The sequence below is a fragment of the Stenotrophomonas sp. KH_036_B genome (genome assembly GCF_057839485.1).
Genome location: NZ_CM174491.1, coordinates 4,292,153 through 4,307,999 on the forward strand (window position 1 = coordinate 4,292,153; position 15,847 = coordinate 4,307,999).

Sequence of the window (15,847 nt, forward strand, 5' to 3'; positions counted from 1 at the left end):
CGGGAGCGAAGCAGGGGACACCGGAAAGGGATGGCGCTTCGCGGCGCGGCTGGAGCCGGCTCCAGCTATTGACCGGTCACGGCTAACCGCTCCGATCACGCGTCTACCAAGCAATAATACGAAACGAGTGAATGGGAACGTGGACAGGGAGGAAACAACCTTGATCTGGCCTTTGATCCGGCCTTTGATCTGGGTTTGATTGGCCGGTAGAGCCGACTGTTAGTCAGCTGCTTTTGCGGCGTTGCCGCGTTGCTGCGTTGGCGTGTTGGCGTGTTGCCGACTAACAGTCGGCACTACAGGTCGGCACTACAGGTCGGCGCCGCGCCGCGGCTCAGGCAATCTGAACGACGCGCGCGCCCTGGCACAGCGGGTACGTGGCCAGCAGCTCGGCAATGCGCTCGCGCAGGGTCTCGAACGAGGCGCCATACAGATACAGCGCCGTCTCGCTCGGTCCCTGCCACCAGCTGCAGATTTCACCATGGCCGTCGATGCGCTCCACGATCTGGTCGAACACGTAATTCGAATCGCACTGTTCGTACACCTCATCCGGCAGGTTCACGCCGTCAAGGTACAGACCCAGCCCTTCGGTGATGCCGAACGGCAGGTCGGCCTCGCCCACGCGCTGGATCAGCGAGCCCTTGGGTGCGCCGAGCTGTTCGAGCAGCTCGATGACCTGCGCCAGCGCGGCGCCGTCGTGCAGCTGGATCTCCAGATCGCCGTACTCCACTTCACCCTCGTCGGACAGCGCGGTACCGCCCCCCATGATTTCACCGATGCCCGCCGCTTCCAGCATCGCGTCGAGCGGATCTTCGAACAGCTGCAGGCGGTGCTCGGGCTGAAGGCGGGCGTTGAGTTTGACGGTGATCGAGACGGGGGTGGTGGACATGGGGAATACCAGGAAATGGATGGATGGATTGTAGAGCCACGCCCTGCGTGGCTGAGGTGCCCGTAGACCGTGCAGCCACGCAGGGCATGGCCCTACAGGTGCGGAACCACCTTCTTTTTCAGCAGCTCGACGAGTGCCGGCGCCATGAAATCGTAGTCATCGGGGATGTCCAGGCAGATCACCCGCGTGCCGTTCAACCATTTCCGGTGGCGGCTGGACAGCCGCGTACGGTGCGCCCGCTCCATCACGAAGATCAGGTCCGCCCACTGCAACAGCTCCGGACTGACCGGGACGTCGGCGTCGGTAGAGCCACGCCCTGCGTGGCTGCGCCCCGTTCGGCCCCGCGAAGCCACGCAGGGCGTGGTTCTACCAGACGAAGAGACGTGGCGGGTCATCCCTGAAACGCCGGTCAAAGCACGGTCAGGTTGGCGTAGGCCATCACCAGCCACTTGCTGCCGGCCTCGGCGAATTCCACCTGCACGCGCGCGTGCGCGCCGCTGCCTTCGTAGTCGGTGACCATACCCTCGCCAAACCGCGCGTGGGTGACCATCGCGCCCAGCTTGAGCGGCGGCGCCTCGATCGCGGCATGGCCCATCACCCGGTTCGCGCCCAGCGACGCCGTGCGCGAGACCTGTACCTTCGGGCGCACTTCGTTGAGCAGCTCGCGCGGGATCTCGCGCAGGAAGCGCGAGGGCACGTTGTAGTTCTCCTGGCCGTGGATGCGACGCGATTCGGCATAGCTGAGCACCAGCTTCTGGCGTGCGCGGGTAATGCCCACATAGGCCAGCCGGCGCTCTTCTTCCAGCCGTCCGCTCTCTTCCAGCGAGCGTGCGCTCGGGAACAGCCCGTCTTCCATGCCGGCCAGGAACACGATGGGGAACTCCAGGCCCTTGGCCGAGTGCAGCGTCATCAGCTGCACGCCTTCCTCGCCCGCCTGGGCCTGGCCTTCACCGGCTTCCAGCGAGGCATAGGACAGGAAGGCGACCAGTTCACTCATGGTCTCGCCGGTTTCCTCGACGTCGTCCTCGCGGCGGGTGAAGCGCGAGGCCACCGAGACCAGTTCGTCCAGGTTGTCCGCGCGCGATTCCGAATCCAGCGCATTGCGGCTTTCCTTGGACCAGTGCTCACGCAGGCCCGAACGCACCAGCACGTGGTCGATGCGTTCGGCCAGCGTCATCTCGCCGGCTTCGGCGTGCAGCTGGTTGACCAGGGTCAGGAAGCCGGCCAGCGCGTTGCGGGCACGCGCGGCCAGTTCGTTGCCCTGCGTGGTCAGCATGGTGGCTTCCCACAGCGAGATCGCCTGGTGGCGCGCCAGACGGCGCACTTCGTCCAGCGTGCGGTCGCCGATGCCACGGGTGGGCGTGTTGACCGCGCGTTCGAACGCGGCGTCATCGTTGCGGTTGGTCATCAGCCGCAGGTAGGCCAGCGCGTCCTTGATTTCCGCCCGCTCGAAGAAGCGCATGCCTCCGTATACGCGGTAGGGCACCTGCTCTGAGATCAGGGCTTCTTCGAAGGCGCGCGACTGCGCGTTGCTGCGGTAGAGCACCGCGGCATCGCCGTAGCTGCCGCCATCGCGCACCCACTGGCGGGTGCGCTCGACCACGTAACGCGCCTCGTCCATTTCGTTGTAGGCCGCGTACAGATCGATCTGCTCGCCGTCGCCGCTGTCGGTCCACAGCTCCTTGCCAATGCGGTCGGGGTTGTGCGAGATCACCGCATTGGCCGCGCCGAGGATGTTGGCGCTGGAGCGGTAGTTCTGCTCCAGGCGCACGGTCTGTGCGCCCGGGAAATCCTTCAGGAAGCGCTGCACGTTCTCGACCTTGGCACCGCGCCAGCCGTAGATGGCCTGGTCATCGTCACCGACCACGAACACGTGGCCGCTGTCGCCGGCCAGCACGCGCACGAAGGCGTACTGGATGGCGTTGGTGTCCTGGAACTCGTCCACCAGGATTTCGCGGAAGCGCGAGCGGTAATGGGCCAGCAGCGCGGGGTTGTCGCGCAGCAGCTCATGGGCGCGCAGCAGCAGCTCGGCGAAGTCGACCAGGCCGGCGCGGTCGCAGCGCTCCTGGTAGGCCGCATATGCCTGGCGCATTGTCTCCAGCCACGCATCGTGCGGCTCGGGCTGGATGTGCTGCGGGCGGCGGCCCTCGTCCTTCTGCTCGTTGATCCACCAGGCAATCTGCTTGGGCGGATGCTTGCTGTCGTCGATCTCCAGCTGCTGCACCACGCGCTTGACCAGCCGCAGCTGGTCGTCGGAGTCCAGGACCTGGAAGCTGTCGGGCAGCTTGGCCTCCTGGTAGTGCAGGCGCAGCAGACGGTGGGCCAGGCCGTGGAAGGTGCCGATCCACGCGCCGCGGCTGCCCTGCGCCAGCTGCAGGTCGATGCGGTGGCGCATCTCGCCGGCGGCCTTGTTGGTGAAGGTCACCGCGAAAATGCCATGGGTCGGCACACCGCAGACCTCGTTCAGCCAGGCGATGCGGTGGATAAGTACGCGGGTCTTGCCGGAACCGGCACCGGCAAGCACCAGATGGTGGCCGGGCGGGGCGGACACAGCTTCGCGCTGGGCGGGGTTGAGCCCGTCGAGCAAGTGGGAGACATCCATCCGCCCATTTTACGCCCTCCGCGCCATCGCTGCGTCAGGGTTTGCGACCGGCCGCCTCATCGGCCAGGCGGGCGTCCAGATTGGCCCGGCCCGTCTGCGCGTAGCGCTGGCATCGCCCGGGGTCCACCAGGGGCGTGCCCGGGTCTCCGCGCAGGCGGGCGAACAGGTCGCTGGCGGCCGGGTGCGGGGAGATCTGGATATCACAGGGCAGCGAGGCCAGCGTGTCCAGGCCGCGGCGGAATGCGGCCACGGCGTCGGGGTGGTCGGCATAGCGGTACTGGGCGTCCGAAATGGCGCTGATGCTGTCGGTGTAGGCGAGGTCGTAGCAGCGATCGGCCTCGCAGGAACGCCAGGTCCAGCTGGTGCCGCCCGGGGTATGGCCGGGCGTGGCATGCGCGGTCAGCGCCAATGGCCCGACCCGGACGGTGGCGTCATCGGCGATGACCTGCACCTTTGCGACGGCGGGGAACCCCTCCAACAGCTCGAGCTGCTGCGGGTCGCTGCGGTCGCTCCTGCCGGTGCGCAGGGTGGATGCGCCCGGCCCGCGCGCCAGCAGCGGCGCACCGGTCATGCGCTGGAGGTAGGCCAGGCCGGCGGCATGGTCGTAATGCGCATGCGAGTTGAGCAGGTACTTCACATCGTGGGGATCGAAACCCAGTGCACGGATGTTGGCCAGGATCAGCGGACCGGCCGGTTCGGTGGCGCCATCGATCAGCACATGCCCCTGGTCCGACGTCACCAGCACTGCCGACAGCCCGCAGGTGCCCACGTACCAGGTGTTGCCGAAGATGCGGCGCGGCGGGGCGCGATCATTCCAGCCGTCCATCGCCGTGGCGTTCGCCGGGCACGCGGCCACGGCATTGGTGGCGCTGGCAGGCGCTGCGGTGCCCACCGTGGCACCGGCGGTCGCCGACTGGCACGCGGCCAGCAGCAGTGCGGCGGCCAGTGCGCAGACGCGGTGGAAATGCAGGGCAGGCGTCGCGCGGGAAATGGGCATCTGTGTCTCCGTGGTCGTGACAGGAGCCTAAGGCGGTGAGGATTGCCCTACCAACGCGAATTACGAAGTGCAGGCATGAGCCGGCGTTATGCCTGCACCGTGGGCAGCGCGCCTGCCGCCGCCTGCTGGGCCTGCACGCGCAGTTCGGGAATGGCCAGGCTTTCCCACAACGTGCCGATGCGCAGACTGCCGACCACCTGGACGCCCGGCTGCGGCCGGCCCTGCGCGTTGAACAGGTGGCCGACAGCGTCGCTGTCCAGGCCCAGGCCGTGCGGGCCGGGACGCGCGTAGCCGTCGGCCAGCAGTTGCTGCAGCAATGGGTTGCGCATGGCCAGCGCGCGGGTTTCCACGCCCGTGGCGTTGATCACCGCGCCCACGCGCAACGGGTCCATGCCACCGTGCGGCCCCTGCGCGTGCAGCTGCAGGGTGCCATCGAGCACCAGCACCGTACCCAGCCGCGCACGGTGCCGCTGCAGCTGGCCGGACTGCTCCAGCGCCGCCAGTTGCGCGTGCACCGTTTCGGCGATGCGGTGGCGGTGCACGTCCCAGTAGCGCACCACATGGCGCAGGAAGCGGCGCTGGTCGACGTCATCCAGCCCCTGCCAGAGCGCCTGCCCCAGCGGTCGGATGCGGTCCATCACACCCTGCCACGGCACGCCCTGTGCCGCCGCATCGCGTACATGCCCGCGCAGCGCGCGCATGCGGGCCCGCAACGGCAGGCCCAGCAGCGGCTGCGGATCGAAGCCGGCGACGCCGGCGTGGGCATGCGGCAGCGGCAGCAGCGCATGCCGTGAGATCACATGGATGCGGCCACGGTGCCCGGCGTTGGCCAGTGCCACCACGCTGTCGGCCATGCTCAGGCCCGAGCCGACGATGGCCAGGTCGCCCTCGCCAGCGAGCATGCGCACGCCGTCGTAGTCCCATGCGTCCACCACCCGCCCGGGCGGCAACGCTTCGGCGCCGGGCGCAGGCAGCGGGCGCATGCTGTTGCCGCATGCCAGCACCACCTGCCGCGCCTGCCACTCGCCGCCGTCGGCCAGCCGCAGGTGCTGCCGCGCCGCGCCGGGCACCAGCGCCATCACGGCCGCGTGCACCACGCGCAACTGCGCCGGGCTCTGCGCTTCGGCATCGGCAAGGCGCTGCTGCAGGTACGCGGCATACTGGCGGCGAGGCAGGTAGGCGTCGGCCAGCGCCTCACGCGGCATGCCCGGCACGGCGTCGGCCGCGAGCAGGTAGTCCACGAAGTCGGCGGGCGATTCCGGCAGGGCACTCATCTTGCCGGCCGGCACGTTGAGCAGGTGTTCCGGCCACGGCGTGGCGTAGGCAATGCCCTGGGCCAGGGTGGAGGCGGGTTCGAACAGCACGATCTGCACGGCCGAGGTGGCGCTGCGCAGCGCGTTGAGCGCCACCAGCGCACCGGCCGCGCCACCGCCGACGATGGCCAGGTCGGCCTGGAACATGGATTCGGAGTCGGTCATGCCCTGATTGTAGGTCATGGCCGCGCCGCGTCCTGTGCGCTACATCAGCGCATCGGCCAGGCGCGCGATGCCTTCACGGCTGCGCCGCCATGCCGCGCGTTGCCGCCACGCCTTCAGGTCCAGCTGGCGCGACTGCCGCAGGTAGTCGTCTTCAATCTGGATGAGCTGTCGCACCAATCCCCGGTCGTAGCAGAGCATGCCGATTTCGGCATTGAGCGCGAACGAGCGGATATCCAGGTTGATCGAGCCCACCAACGCGATGTCCTCGTCGACGGTGAGGTGCTTGGCATGCAGGAAATGCGGCTCGTACAGCGCGATGCGCACGCCGCTGCGCAGCAGCTCGTCGTAGTACGCCTCCTGTGCCCACGCGGTGAGGCGCTGGTTGCTGCTGGCCGACAGGATCAGCTGCACCTGCACGCCGGACAGCGCGGCGATGCGCAGCGCGCTGAGCGTGGCTTCGTCGGGCACGAAGTACGGCGTGACCAGCACGATGCGCCGGCGTGCGAGGTGGATCAACGCATTCACTGCGTCACGCGCGTTGCTGAAGGGATACGCCGGACCGCTGGGCAGCAGCTGGATGGGCACGTCATCGGCGCAGACCGGCTCGACGGTCATCACCTCCAGGCGCTGGCCGGTTTCCATGTACCAGTCGCTGGCGAACACCGCCTCCAGGTGCGCCACGGCGGGGCCGCGCACGCGTGCCACCAGTTCGCGGTTGGGGAACCCGGGCACGAACCCGGCCTGGGCCAGGTTCTGCGAGCCGATGTAGCCCACGCGATTGTCGATCACGGCGATCTTGCGGTGGTTGCGCAGGTCCATGCGCCCGCTGCGGCGCCAGCGCAGGCCGCCGGGCAGCATCGCGCGCACGTCCACGCCCAGCGCCTGCAGCCGGTGGCGGTAGCGGCGCAGGCCGCGCTTGGCGCCCACCGCATCGAGCAGCACGCGGCAATGCACGCCACGCGCGGCGGCGCGCTGCAGCGCCTGGACGATGGCCTCGCCGACGGCATCGTCGAACATCAGGTAGTACAGCAGGTGCACGCGCTCGCAGGCCTGGTCGATGTCCTCGACCAGCGTCTGCAGCGACGCGTCGTAATCCGCCAGCAGCTCGACCGCGTTGCCGTGCACCGGCATGAAATCGCCCTGCCGTTCAATCAGCGGCACCATCTCGGCGGTGGCGGTGTCGGGCAGTGGCGTCCAGCGCAGCGGCGGCTGCAGCGCCTGTTCCTCACGGATCACCTGGGAGGCCTCGGCCTGGCGCTGCACGCGCTGGCGCGACAACCAGGGGTGGCCAAACAGCAGGTACAACGGCAACCCCAGCAGCGGCACGAAGCCCACCAGCAGCAGCCAGCTGCGCGCGGCACCCGGGGTGGTCCGGGTGGGAATCCAGAACAGCGCGGCCAGCCGGATCAGCCAGTCCAGCAGCAACAGCCATGAACCCAGCAGCCATTCGAACAGCATCGCGTCGCCCGGCGGGAGGTGTCACCCATTCTGCCATGGGCGCCGTGCACGGCCGCGCAGGCAACAAAAAACCCGCCGTGAGGCGGGTTCTTCGTTGGCATCGAGCAATCCGGTGAGGGATTACTTGATCTTGCCTTCCTTGTACGGGACGTGCTTGCGCACGACCGGATCGTACTTCGAGAATTCCATCTTCCCGGGGGTGTTCTTCTTGTTCTTGTCGGTCGTGTAGAAGTGACCGGTACCGGCGGTCGAAATCATACGGACCTTATCGCGCTTGCCTGCCATGATCGTCTACTCCTCAGACCTTTTCGCCGCGCGCACGCAGCTCAGCCAGAACGGACTCGATGCCGTTCTTGTCGATGGTGCGCAGTGCATGCGCGGAAACACGAAGCTTGACCCAGCGGTTTTCGCTGGCAACCCAGAAGCGGCGCTCGTGCAGGTTGGGCAGGAAACGACGACGGGTCTTGTTGTTGGCGTGCGAGACGTTGTTACCCGTCTGCACTCGCTTGCCGGAAACTTGGCATACGCGGGACATTGCGCACCTCGATGAAAGTAAGTGTCGGCCCATAGCCCGGGCGACGGCGGCCTCGACGGTTTCCCGCCACACGTCATGAGAATCAAAGGGTTACGCTGTCGAGGGCAGGCCGGATGACGTGTTCCCGGCCGCCGATCCGGACAAATCCGGACACAGCGAGCCGCGCATTATGCACGTGCGGCACCCGTAAAGCAAGGGGTTATCCACAGGTGGAACCTGAATATTGGCGCTCTTGCCCCTGTACGGCGGGGCGACCCCGTGCCATGATTTTACCAAGTGCTGCTGATCGGGACCCGGAAACGGGATAGTAGCGCTGCGAAGACGGACCCGGTCCGTTCTTTCCTCAGCCATTGGCGGGATAGGCGCAAGCCGACGCGCTCCACCCTTACCGAGATCGTAATTCCAGGGCACCCCAGCGATGGGGTGCCTTTTTTGTCAGGGCCGGGGAATGCCCAGCTTGTGTGCCAATATCTTCTGCACGCGGAACAGTCCCTGCCCACGGGGGAGCACCATGCCCTGCCAGTCGCGGTTGTAGGCGCTGACAACCCAGACGCGCACGCGGTTCTGCCGCTCCCGGCGCGATATCCGCGTCCAGATGATGTCGCCACGGTCCAGGTCGGTGCAGAAGTACTGCTCATGCGGTTCACCCGCCACGATGCGAACATGCCGCCGCACCGAAGCGTCGAAAAAGGGGCCGCGCATGAAGTCCGCCACCGTGTGGCTGAGTTGGTATCGCTTCACGCAGAAGTACCGTTCCTCTGCATGGTGCGGGAAGCGAGGCCCCCTGCCCTTCTGGTCGGTGAAGACATGGAAGCTGAAGCTCACGTCCACATCGACCAGTACGCCATGGACCATCACCTGCACCGAGAACGGATCGAGATGGCTGAGGTCATATCGAACTGCGCCTGCGATGAAAGTGCCGTACGACAACGTCTACTACCTTGAGCGCAATTCTGGCCGATGCTCAAGAGACTAGTCGCCGGGCATTGCCGAGAGGTTTGACGCGCTTATCAGATCTGACAATGGCGGCGGCGGGATAGACCCGTTCTGCACACCGCATGCGGATACTTCAGCTTTCGATCATCGGATGCGTCCATGCGACTTTTCGCCGTGACCTATGGAACAGAAGGCGACACCCGGCCGCTGGTGATGCTGTGCCATGGGCTGCAGGCGGCAGGCCATGAAGTGATGCTGCTGGCCGAGGGTGGCACGCTGGGTAGCGCGCAGGCGCTGGGCGTTCCGCATGCAGCGCTCGAGGGCGACATCCATGACGAAGTGGTGGCGCTGGTGTCGCGTGGCAACAACATGGCGGCCGCCTCGCGGGGACTGGCGCGCATGGCGCAACGGCATGTGCCGGCGTGGATGCGGCAGGCCGATGCGGCCGCCGCAGGCTGCGATGCGGTGCTGACCGGCGGGCTGGCCGCGTTTGTGGGCATGACGGTGGCCGAACACCACGGCGTGCCTGCGATCGGCACCGGCATGATTCCGCTCACCCCTACCCGCGCGTTCGCCTCTCCCTTCCTCCCACGCCTGCGCCTGCCCGGCATGCTCAACCGGCTCAGCTACGCGCTGGTCAATCACGCGGTGTGGCGCACGTTCCGTGCGCCGATCAACGACGCCCGACGGGCGCTCGGCATGCCGGCGCGTCGTTCACTGTGGCGCGATCTTCCGATGTTGTATGGCATCTCGCCGAGCCTGGTGCCGCCGCCTGCGGACTGGCCGGTGAATCATCACGTGTGCGGCCAGTGGCGCGCACCGGATGCGGCCTGGCAGCCAACACCAGAACTGCAGGCCTTTGTCGATGCTGGACCACCGCCGGTGTATGTGGGCTTTGGCAGCATGACCGGGTTTGATCGCAACACCGTGCTGCCGGCACTGCTGCGAGCGCTGGCACCGCGCCGGGTGCTGCTGTTCCCTGGCTGGGCGGGCCTTCCCGACGGACCGCTGCCCGCAGACGTGTTTGTTGTAGGTCCCACCCCGCACGAGGCGCTGTTTCCACGGTGCTCGCTGGTGATCCACCACGGCGGCAGCGGCACGACCCATTCGGCGTGTCGCGCGGGCGTGCCGTCGTTGGTGATGCCGTTCGCGGCCGATCAGTTCTTCTGGGCGGCGCGGTTGCAGGAAATGGGTGTGGCTGCCGAGCCGCTTTCAGCCAATCATATTGATGCGCAGACGCTGGACCGCGCGATTGCAGTAGCCGAGGACGCAGACACGCGGGCGCGTGCCGCAGCATTGGGCCGGGCAATGGCAACGGAAGACGGCGTTGGAAAGGCCGTTGGGATTATCGAACAGTGGCAACGCCCTACCAACGGCAGGGCGTTGCCCGGATAGACTTCACTGCCTGCGATGCAACCACCGGTAGAGCACTGGCAGTACCAGCAGGGTCAGCAGCGTGGACGAGACGATGCCGCCGATGACCACGGTGGCCAGCGGGCGCTGCACTTCCGAGCCGGCGCCGACGTTGAAGGCCATCGGCACGAAGCCCAGCGAGGCGACCAGCGCGGTCATCAGCACCGGGCGCAGCCGGCCCAGCGCCCCTTCGCGCACCGCATCGGCCAGCGGCATGCCATCCGCGCGCAGGCTGCGTACGAAGCTGATCATCACCAGCCCGTTGAGCACGGCCACGCCGGACAGCGCGATGAAGCCGACACCCGCCGAGATCGACAACGGAATGCCACGCGCCGCCAGGGCCAGCACGCCGCCGGTCAGCGCCAGCGGCACGCCGCTGAACACGATCGCGGCGTCCTTCGCCGAACCGAAGGCCCAGAACAGCAGCGCGAAGATGATGGCCAGGGTGATCGGCACCACGATCGACAGACGCTGACTGGCCGAGATCAGCTGCTCGAAGCTGCCGCCGTATTCGATCCAGTAGCCGTTGGGCACCTGCACGTCGCGGCCGATGGCCTGCTGCAGATCCCGCACGAAGCCGCCCAGGTCACGGTCGCGCACGTTGGCGGTCACCACGATGCGGCGCTTGCCGTTCTCGCGGTTGATCTGGTTCGGCCCTTCGCTGTTGCTCAACGTGGCCAGCTCACGCAACGGCACGGTGCGCGCACTGCCGCTGGTTCCGCTGCCCGCACGGCTGGACTCGTCGGCATCGCCGGCCAGTGCGGATTCCAGCGACACCGGCAGGTCGGCCAGGGCGGCCGGGTCCTGGCGCAGCGCGTCGGGCAGGCGCACCACGATGTCGAAGCGGCGGTCGCCTTCGAACAGCTGCCCTGCCACCTGCCCGCCCACGGCGGTGGCAAGGGTGGACTGCACCTGCCCGGGATTGAGTCCGTAGCCGGCCAGCGCGGTGCGGTTGGGGGTGATCGTGAGCAGCGGCAACCCGCTGGTTTCCTCCACCCGCACGTCGGCGGCACCGGGCACGCCACCGGCTGCGGTTGCAATGCGCCTGCCCACCGAGAGCAGCGTGTCCAGGTCATCCCCGAACAGCATCACCGCCACGTCGGCGCGCACACCGGAGATGAGCTCGTTGGTGCGCATCTGGATCGGCTGGGTGAACTCGTAGTTGTTGCCGGGCAGCTGCTCGACCGCCGCCTCCAGTTCGCCCAGCAGCGCCGCACGCGACTTGCGCGGGTCCGGCCAGGCCTTGCGTGGCTTCATCATGATGAAGGTATCGGCCACCGACGGCGGCATCGGGTCTGAGGCGACTTCCGGTGTGCCGATCTTGGAGAACACCGTGTCCACCTCGGCGAACTGCACCAGGCGGTTCTCGATCTGCTTCTGCATCTCGATCGACTGGGTCAGGCTGGTGCCGGGGATGCGCATGGCATGCATGGCGACGTCGCCTTCGTCCAGGTTGGGCACGAACTCGCTGCCCAGCCGCGTGGCCAGCAGGCCGCAGACGATCACCAGCACCCCTGCCCCGGCCGCCATCCATCGACCACGGCGCAGGGCAAACGCCAGCATCGGTGCGTAGCGCCTGCGCACCCAGGCCATCAGGCGGTTCTCCTTCTCCTGCACGCGGCCACCGAGGAACAACGCGATCGCGGCGGGCACGAAGGTGAGCGCCAGTACCATCGCACCGCTCAGGGCCAGCACCACGGTGATCGCCATCGGGTGGAACATCTTGCCTTCCACACCGGTGAGCGCGAAGATCGGCAGGTACACCGCCGTGATGATGCCCAGCCCGAACAGGCTGGGACGGATCACTTCAGCGGTGGCGCTGGCGGTCTCGGCGAAGCGCTCTTCGCGGGTCATGTCACGGCCCAGCGCGTGCTGGCGTTCGCCGAAGCGACGCAGGCAGTTCTCGATGATGATCACGGCACCATCGACGATCAGGCCGAAGTCCAGCGCGCCCAGGCTCATCAGGTTGGCCGAGACACCGCCACGGGCCATGCCGGTGAGGGTGAACAGCATCGCCAGCGGAATGACCGCCGCGGTGATCAGCGCCGCGCGGAAATTGCCGAGCAGCGCGAACAGCACCACGATCACCAGCAACGCACCTTCCACCAGATTCCTGGCGACAGTCGCGATGGTGCGATCCACCAGCGCGGTGCGGTCGTAGCTGGCGGTGACGGTGACACCCTCGGGCAGGCTGGCCTGTGCCTGCTGCAGGCGTGCCGCCGCAGCTTGGGCCACGTCGCGGCTGTTGGCGCCGATCAGCATCACCACCGTGCCCATCACCACTTCATGGCCGTTCTGGGTGGCGGCGCCACTGCGCAGCTCCGGCCCATCCTGGACCTGGGCGACATCGTGCACGTGGATCGGCACGCCTTCGCGCCGCGCCAGCACGATGTTGCCGATCTCCTCCAGCGTGGCGACCTGGCCGGGGATGCGAACCAGGAACTGCTGGCCGTTGCGCTCGATGTAGCCGGCGCCGACATTCTGGTTGTTGGTCTCCACCGCCTGCGCCACGTCCTCCAGGGTGAAGCCCAGCGCGCGCAGCCGCGCCGGGTCCGGCGTGATGTGCACCTGGCGCTGGAAGCCACCGATGGTGTTGACCTCGGTCACGCCGGGCACGTTGCGCAGCTGTGGGCGGATCACCCAGTCCTGCAGGGTGCGCAGATCCGTGGCGGTGTACGGCGTGCCATCGGCCTTGCGCGCCTTGGGATCGGCGTCGATGGTGTACATGAAGATCTCGCCCAGGCCGGTGGAGATCGGCCCCAGCTGCGGGTCCAGTCCCTCCGGGAGCTGCGACTTGACCTGTTGCAGGCGCTCGGCGACCTGCTGCCGGGCGAAGTAGATGTCGGTGCCGTCCTTGAACACCACGGTGACCTGTGAGAGCCCGTAGCGCGACAGCGAACGCGCCTGCTCCATGGCCGGCAACCCCGCCATGGCGGTTTCCACCGCATAGGTGATGCGCTGTTCGGTCTCCAACGGCGAATAGCCGGGTGCGGCGGTGTTGATCTGGACCTGGACGTTGGTGATGTCCGGCGTGGCGTCGATCGGCAGGCGGGTGAAGCTCCAGCTGCCGACGGCGATCAGAACGAGCGTCAGTACCATCATCAACCAGCGATGGGCGATGGCGGCGCGGATGATGCGCTCAAGCATGTGGGCGCCCTCCGCGTGCCGGGCCTGGCAGGGCGTCAATGTTCATGCGCTGCCCCCGCCTTGCCGATGTCGGCCTTGACCACGTAGCTCTGCGCGACCACCACGTTCTCGCCCAGCGCCAGGCCGCCACGTACTTCGACGGTGTTCGCATCGCGCGCGCCCAGGGTGACCGGCCGGGCGGTGTAGGTGTCACCTTCGCGCACGAACACCACGTCCTTGCCGTCCATCGTCTGCAGCGCGCTCAGTGGCACCACCTGCGCGGCCTGCGTGGTGGCGACCACGATGCGGGCCTTGACCGCGGCACCCGGGCGCCATTGGCCGTCGTCGTTGCGCAGCGTGGCGCGGGCGACCGTGCTCTGGCTGGCGGTAGCGGTGCCCGGCAGCACGCGTTCGAGCGTGGTGGCCTGGCTGACGCCGTCGGTCATGCGCGACACCGTGACCGGTACGCCCGCGGTAATGTGCTGGGTGTCGTTGCCGAAGATATGCAGGTCCACCCACAGCGTGGACAGGTCACCGATCTCGAACAGCGGGCTGCCCTCGCCGGCCACACCGCCCACCTGGGCCTGGCGCGCCAGCACCACGCCACTGATCGGCGCGCTGACGGTGTAGGTGGTCAGGCTGAGATTGCTTTCGATGCTGGCCAGCACCTGGCCGGCGCGTACGCGGTCGCCGACATTGGCGCGCAGCGAGCGGATGGGGCCGGGGAAGCGCGCCATCACCTGCGCGACGCGGCCGTCGACCGGGGTCAGCAGGCCCTGCACGTCGTGCTCGTCGGCGATGGTGCCGGTGGCGACCGGCGCGACACGGATGCCGGCCTGCTCGGCCATGGCCGCGGCGATGGTGGTGCGTTCCGGCGGCTCGTGCTCGTCGCGCGCGTCGTCATGGCCTGCCTCGCCTTGGCCGGCGTCGGCCTTGGCATCGGGTGGCGTGGCAGGCGACTCGCCGCCGCCACAACCGGTCAGTGCGATCAGCGCCATCAGCAGGCCGGCGGCCAGCGCGGTACGGGTCGGGGAAGCGGTCATTGGCGGTCCTCCGTGGACACGGGGTCGGATGGGCTGGCGGCGGCAAGCATGCTCTGGCCGGTCAACCGCTGGATTTCAATCAGTGCGGTCTGGGCGGCAATCGCCGCCGCCAGCTGGCGCTGACGTGCCTCGATGCGCATGGCCTGCAGCTGCGCCCACTCCATGTAGCTGATGGCACCGCTGCGCCATGCCGTTCCGGCGGCATTCTCGGCCCGCTGGAGCTTCGGCAGCACGTCACGCGCCATGCGCGTCACCTCCAGCCGCGAGGTGAGGTAGCGACCATGTGCCTCGGCCAGGGTGGCGTACAGCTGCAGCGCGCGTGCCTCGCGTTCCACGCCGTTGAGCGCCAGCTCGGCTTCGGCCGCGCGGATGTCCGGCGCGGCACGCGACACACTGCCCAGCGGCAGGCTGAAGCCGGCCACCAGCGAGGTATTGCCGGTGTCGCGGCTGTTGCGCACGCCGGCCTGCCAGCTGAGGTCGGGACGTGCCTGGGTGCGCGCCAGCTGCAGCTGTGCCTCGCGTACGCGGCGCTCGCCGGCCAGCACGGCCAGCTCGGGCGTGCGCTGCAGGGTGTCGGCCAGTCCGTCGAAGTCCTGCAGCCCAGGCAGGCGCATCGGGTCACCACTGACCACGTCGAACCCCGGTTCACGCTCGCGCCACAAGGCCGCCAGCGCCACCCGGGCGGAGCGGTCCATCTGCAGGGCGCGGTCGCGGTCCACTTCGGCCTGGGCCAGCATGGCCTGGGCGGTCATCAGCACCGATTCGGGCGATGCACCGGCCTGCAGGCGCAGGCGGGCGGCGGCAACGGCGCGGCGGCGCTGCTCGATGTCGGTCTCTGCGATGGTCAGCTGCGCACGCGCCTCGGTGACGCCGAGGTAGCGCCGTGCCACCTCGGCCATGAGGTCCAGCCGTGCGGTCTCGCGCTGCGGGGCAAGCGCATCCAGGTTGGCCTGGGCGAGTACCCGCCGCGCATCGAGTTTGCCGCCGCGTTCCAGCACGCCAGCCAGGGTGACGGTCAGCTCGGCCGCATCGAAGCCGCGGCTGCCGCCGCTGCCGAGGGCATTTTCCAGTTCCACGCCCAAGGTCAGCGGCGGGCGAAGCGCGGCCGCGTCACGCCGCGCTTCCCAGATCGGGCGCTGGGCATCGGCCAGGCGCAGGTCCGGGTGGAACCGCGCGACCCGCGCGAGCGCCTCGTCCAGGGTCAGCGGGGAACGCGGCGTCGGCAGGGCCGGCGACGCAGCAAGGGGCAAGGGTGAAACAGGCGCGGTGCCCTGCGCATACGCGCACGGCACGAACGCTACGGCAGCCAAGGCTGCCAGACGCATCCACATGGGAATCTCCAGAAAGCGGTTCAGAGTGTCGGTCGCGGCACA

Annotated in this window: 13 protein-coding genes; 1 reads left to right on the top strand and 12 read right to left on the bottom strand. The window is 68.2% G+C overall.

What is annotated here, in order from left to right; all coding sequences use genetic code 11:
• Positions 1-331 precede the first annotated feature (331 nt).
• The 9 genes from AC3ITN_RS19040 to AC3ITN_RS19080 all read right to left on the bottom strand — a co-directional run bounded on the left by AC3ITN_RS19040 (position 332) and on the right by AC3ITN_RS19080 (position 8,886).
• Positions 332-886, bottom strand: a complete 555-nt coding sequence (locus tag AC3ITN_RS19040) for a hypothetical protein (RefSeq protein ID WP_489391536.1) — start codon at positions 884-886, stop codon at positions 332-334.
• A gap of 92 nt (positions 887-978) precedes the next feature.
• Positions 979-1,281: a phosphotyrosine protein phosphatase gene (locus AC3ITN_RS19045; RefSeq protein WP_489391537.1), complete on the bottom strand. Its 303-nt coding sequence runs from the start codon at positions 1,279-1,281 to the stop codon at positions 979-981.
• Positions 1,282-1,295: 14 nt separating this feature from the next.
• Positions 1,296-3,488, bottom strand: a complete 2,193-nt coding sequence (gene uvrD / locus AC3ITN_RS19050; RefSeq protein WP_489391538.1) for a DNA helicase II — start codon at positions 3,486-3,488, stop codon at positions 1,296-1,298.
• A 34-nt stretch (positions 3,489-3,522) separates the two neighbouring features.
• Entirely contained in the window at positions 3,523-4,485 is a 963-nt protein-coding gene (gene bla, locus AC3ITN_RS19055; RefSeq protein WP_489391539.1) for a subclass B3 metallo-beta-lactamase, read from the bottom strand.
• An 86-nt stretch (positions 4,486-4,571) separates the two neighbouring features.
• Positions 4,572-5,981, bottom strand: coding sequence for an FAD/NAD(P)-binding protein (locus tag AC3ITN_RS19060; RefSeq protein WP_489391540.1), 1,410 nt, complete (start codon positions 5,979-5,981; stop codon positions 4,572-4,574).
• A gap of 21 nt (positions 5,982-6,002) precedes the next feature.
• Positions 6,003-7,421 carry a cardiolipin synthase gene (gene cls / locus AC3ITN_RS19065; protein ID WP_489391541.1) on the bottom strand — a complete coding sequence of 473 codons (1,419 nt, stop codon included), beginning with the start codon at positions 7,419-7,421 and terminating at the stop codon, positions 6,003-6,005.
• 120 nt (positions 7,422-7,541) lie between these two features.
• Positions 7,542-7,709: a 50S ribosomal protein L33 gene (rpmG, locus tag AC3ITN_RS19070; protein ID WP_170272460.1), complete on the bottom strand. Its 168-nt coding sequence runs from the start codon at positions 7,707-7,709 to the stop codon at positions 7,542-7,544.
• 10 nt (positions 7,710-7,719) lie between these two features.
• On the bottom strand, positions 7,720-7,956 hold the full coding sequence (gene rpmB, locus AC3ITN_RS19075; protein ID WP_313347422.1) for a 50S ribosomal protein L28: 237 nt from the start codon (positions 7,954-7,956) through the stop codon (positions 7,720-7,722).
• Positions 7,957-8,391: 435 nt separating this feature from the next.
• Positions 8,392-8,886, bottom strand: coding sequence for a hypothetical protein (locus AC3ITN_RS19080; protein ID WP_489391542.1), 495 nt, complete (start codon positions 8,884-8,886; stop codon positions 8,392-8,394).
• A gap of 165 nt (positions 8,887-9,051) precedes the next feature.
• Here AC3ITN_RS19080 and AC3ITN_RS19085 point away from each other — a divergent pair, with 165 nt between their 5' ends.
• Positions 9,052-10,287: a glycosyltransferase gene (locus AC3ITN_RS19085; protein ID WP_489391543.1), complete on the top strand. Its 1,236-nt coding sequence runs from the start codon at positions 9,052-9,054 to the stop codon at positions 10,285-10,287.
• A 3-nt stretch (positions 10,288-10,290) separates the two neighbouring features.
• On the opposite strand, the gene AC3ITN_RS19090 is transcribed toward AC3ITN_RS19085, so the two are convergent.
• The 3 genes from AC3ITN_RS19090 to AC3ITN_RS19100 are packed head-to-tail and all read right to left on the bottom strand — an operon-like array spanning position 10,291 to position 15,805.
• Entirely contained in the window at positions 10,291-13,452 is a 3,162-nt protein-coding gene (locus tag AC3ITN_RS19090) for an efflux RND transporter permease subunit (protein WP_489391544.1), read from the bottom strand.
• Between the two features lie 35 nt (positions 13,453-13,487).
• Positions 13,488-14,474 (bottom strand): efflux RND transporter periplasmic adaptor subunit, encoded by a 987-nt coding sequence (locus AC3ITN_RS19095; RefSeq protein ID WP_489391545.1) that lies wholly within the window; start codon positions 14,472-14,474, stop codon positions 13,488-13,490.
• Positions 14,471-15,805 (bottom strand): TolC family protein, encoded by a 1,335-nt coding sequence (locus AC3ITN_RS19100; RefSeq protein WP_489391546.1) that lies wholly within the window; start codon positions 15,803-15,805, stop codon positions 14,471-14,473. Before AC3ITN_RS19100 ends, AC3ITN_RS19095 begins: the two co-directional genes overlap by 4 nt.
• Positions 15,806-15,847: the final 42 nt, after the last annotated feature.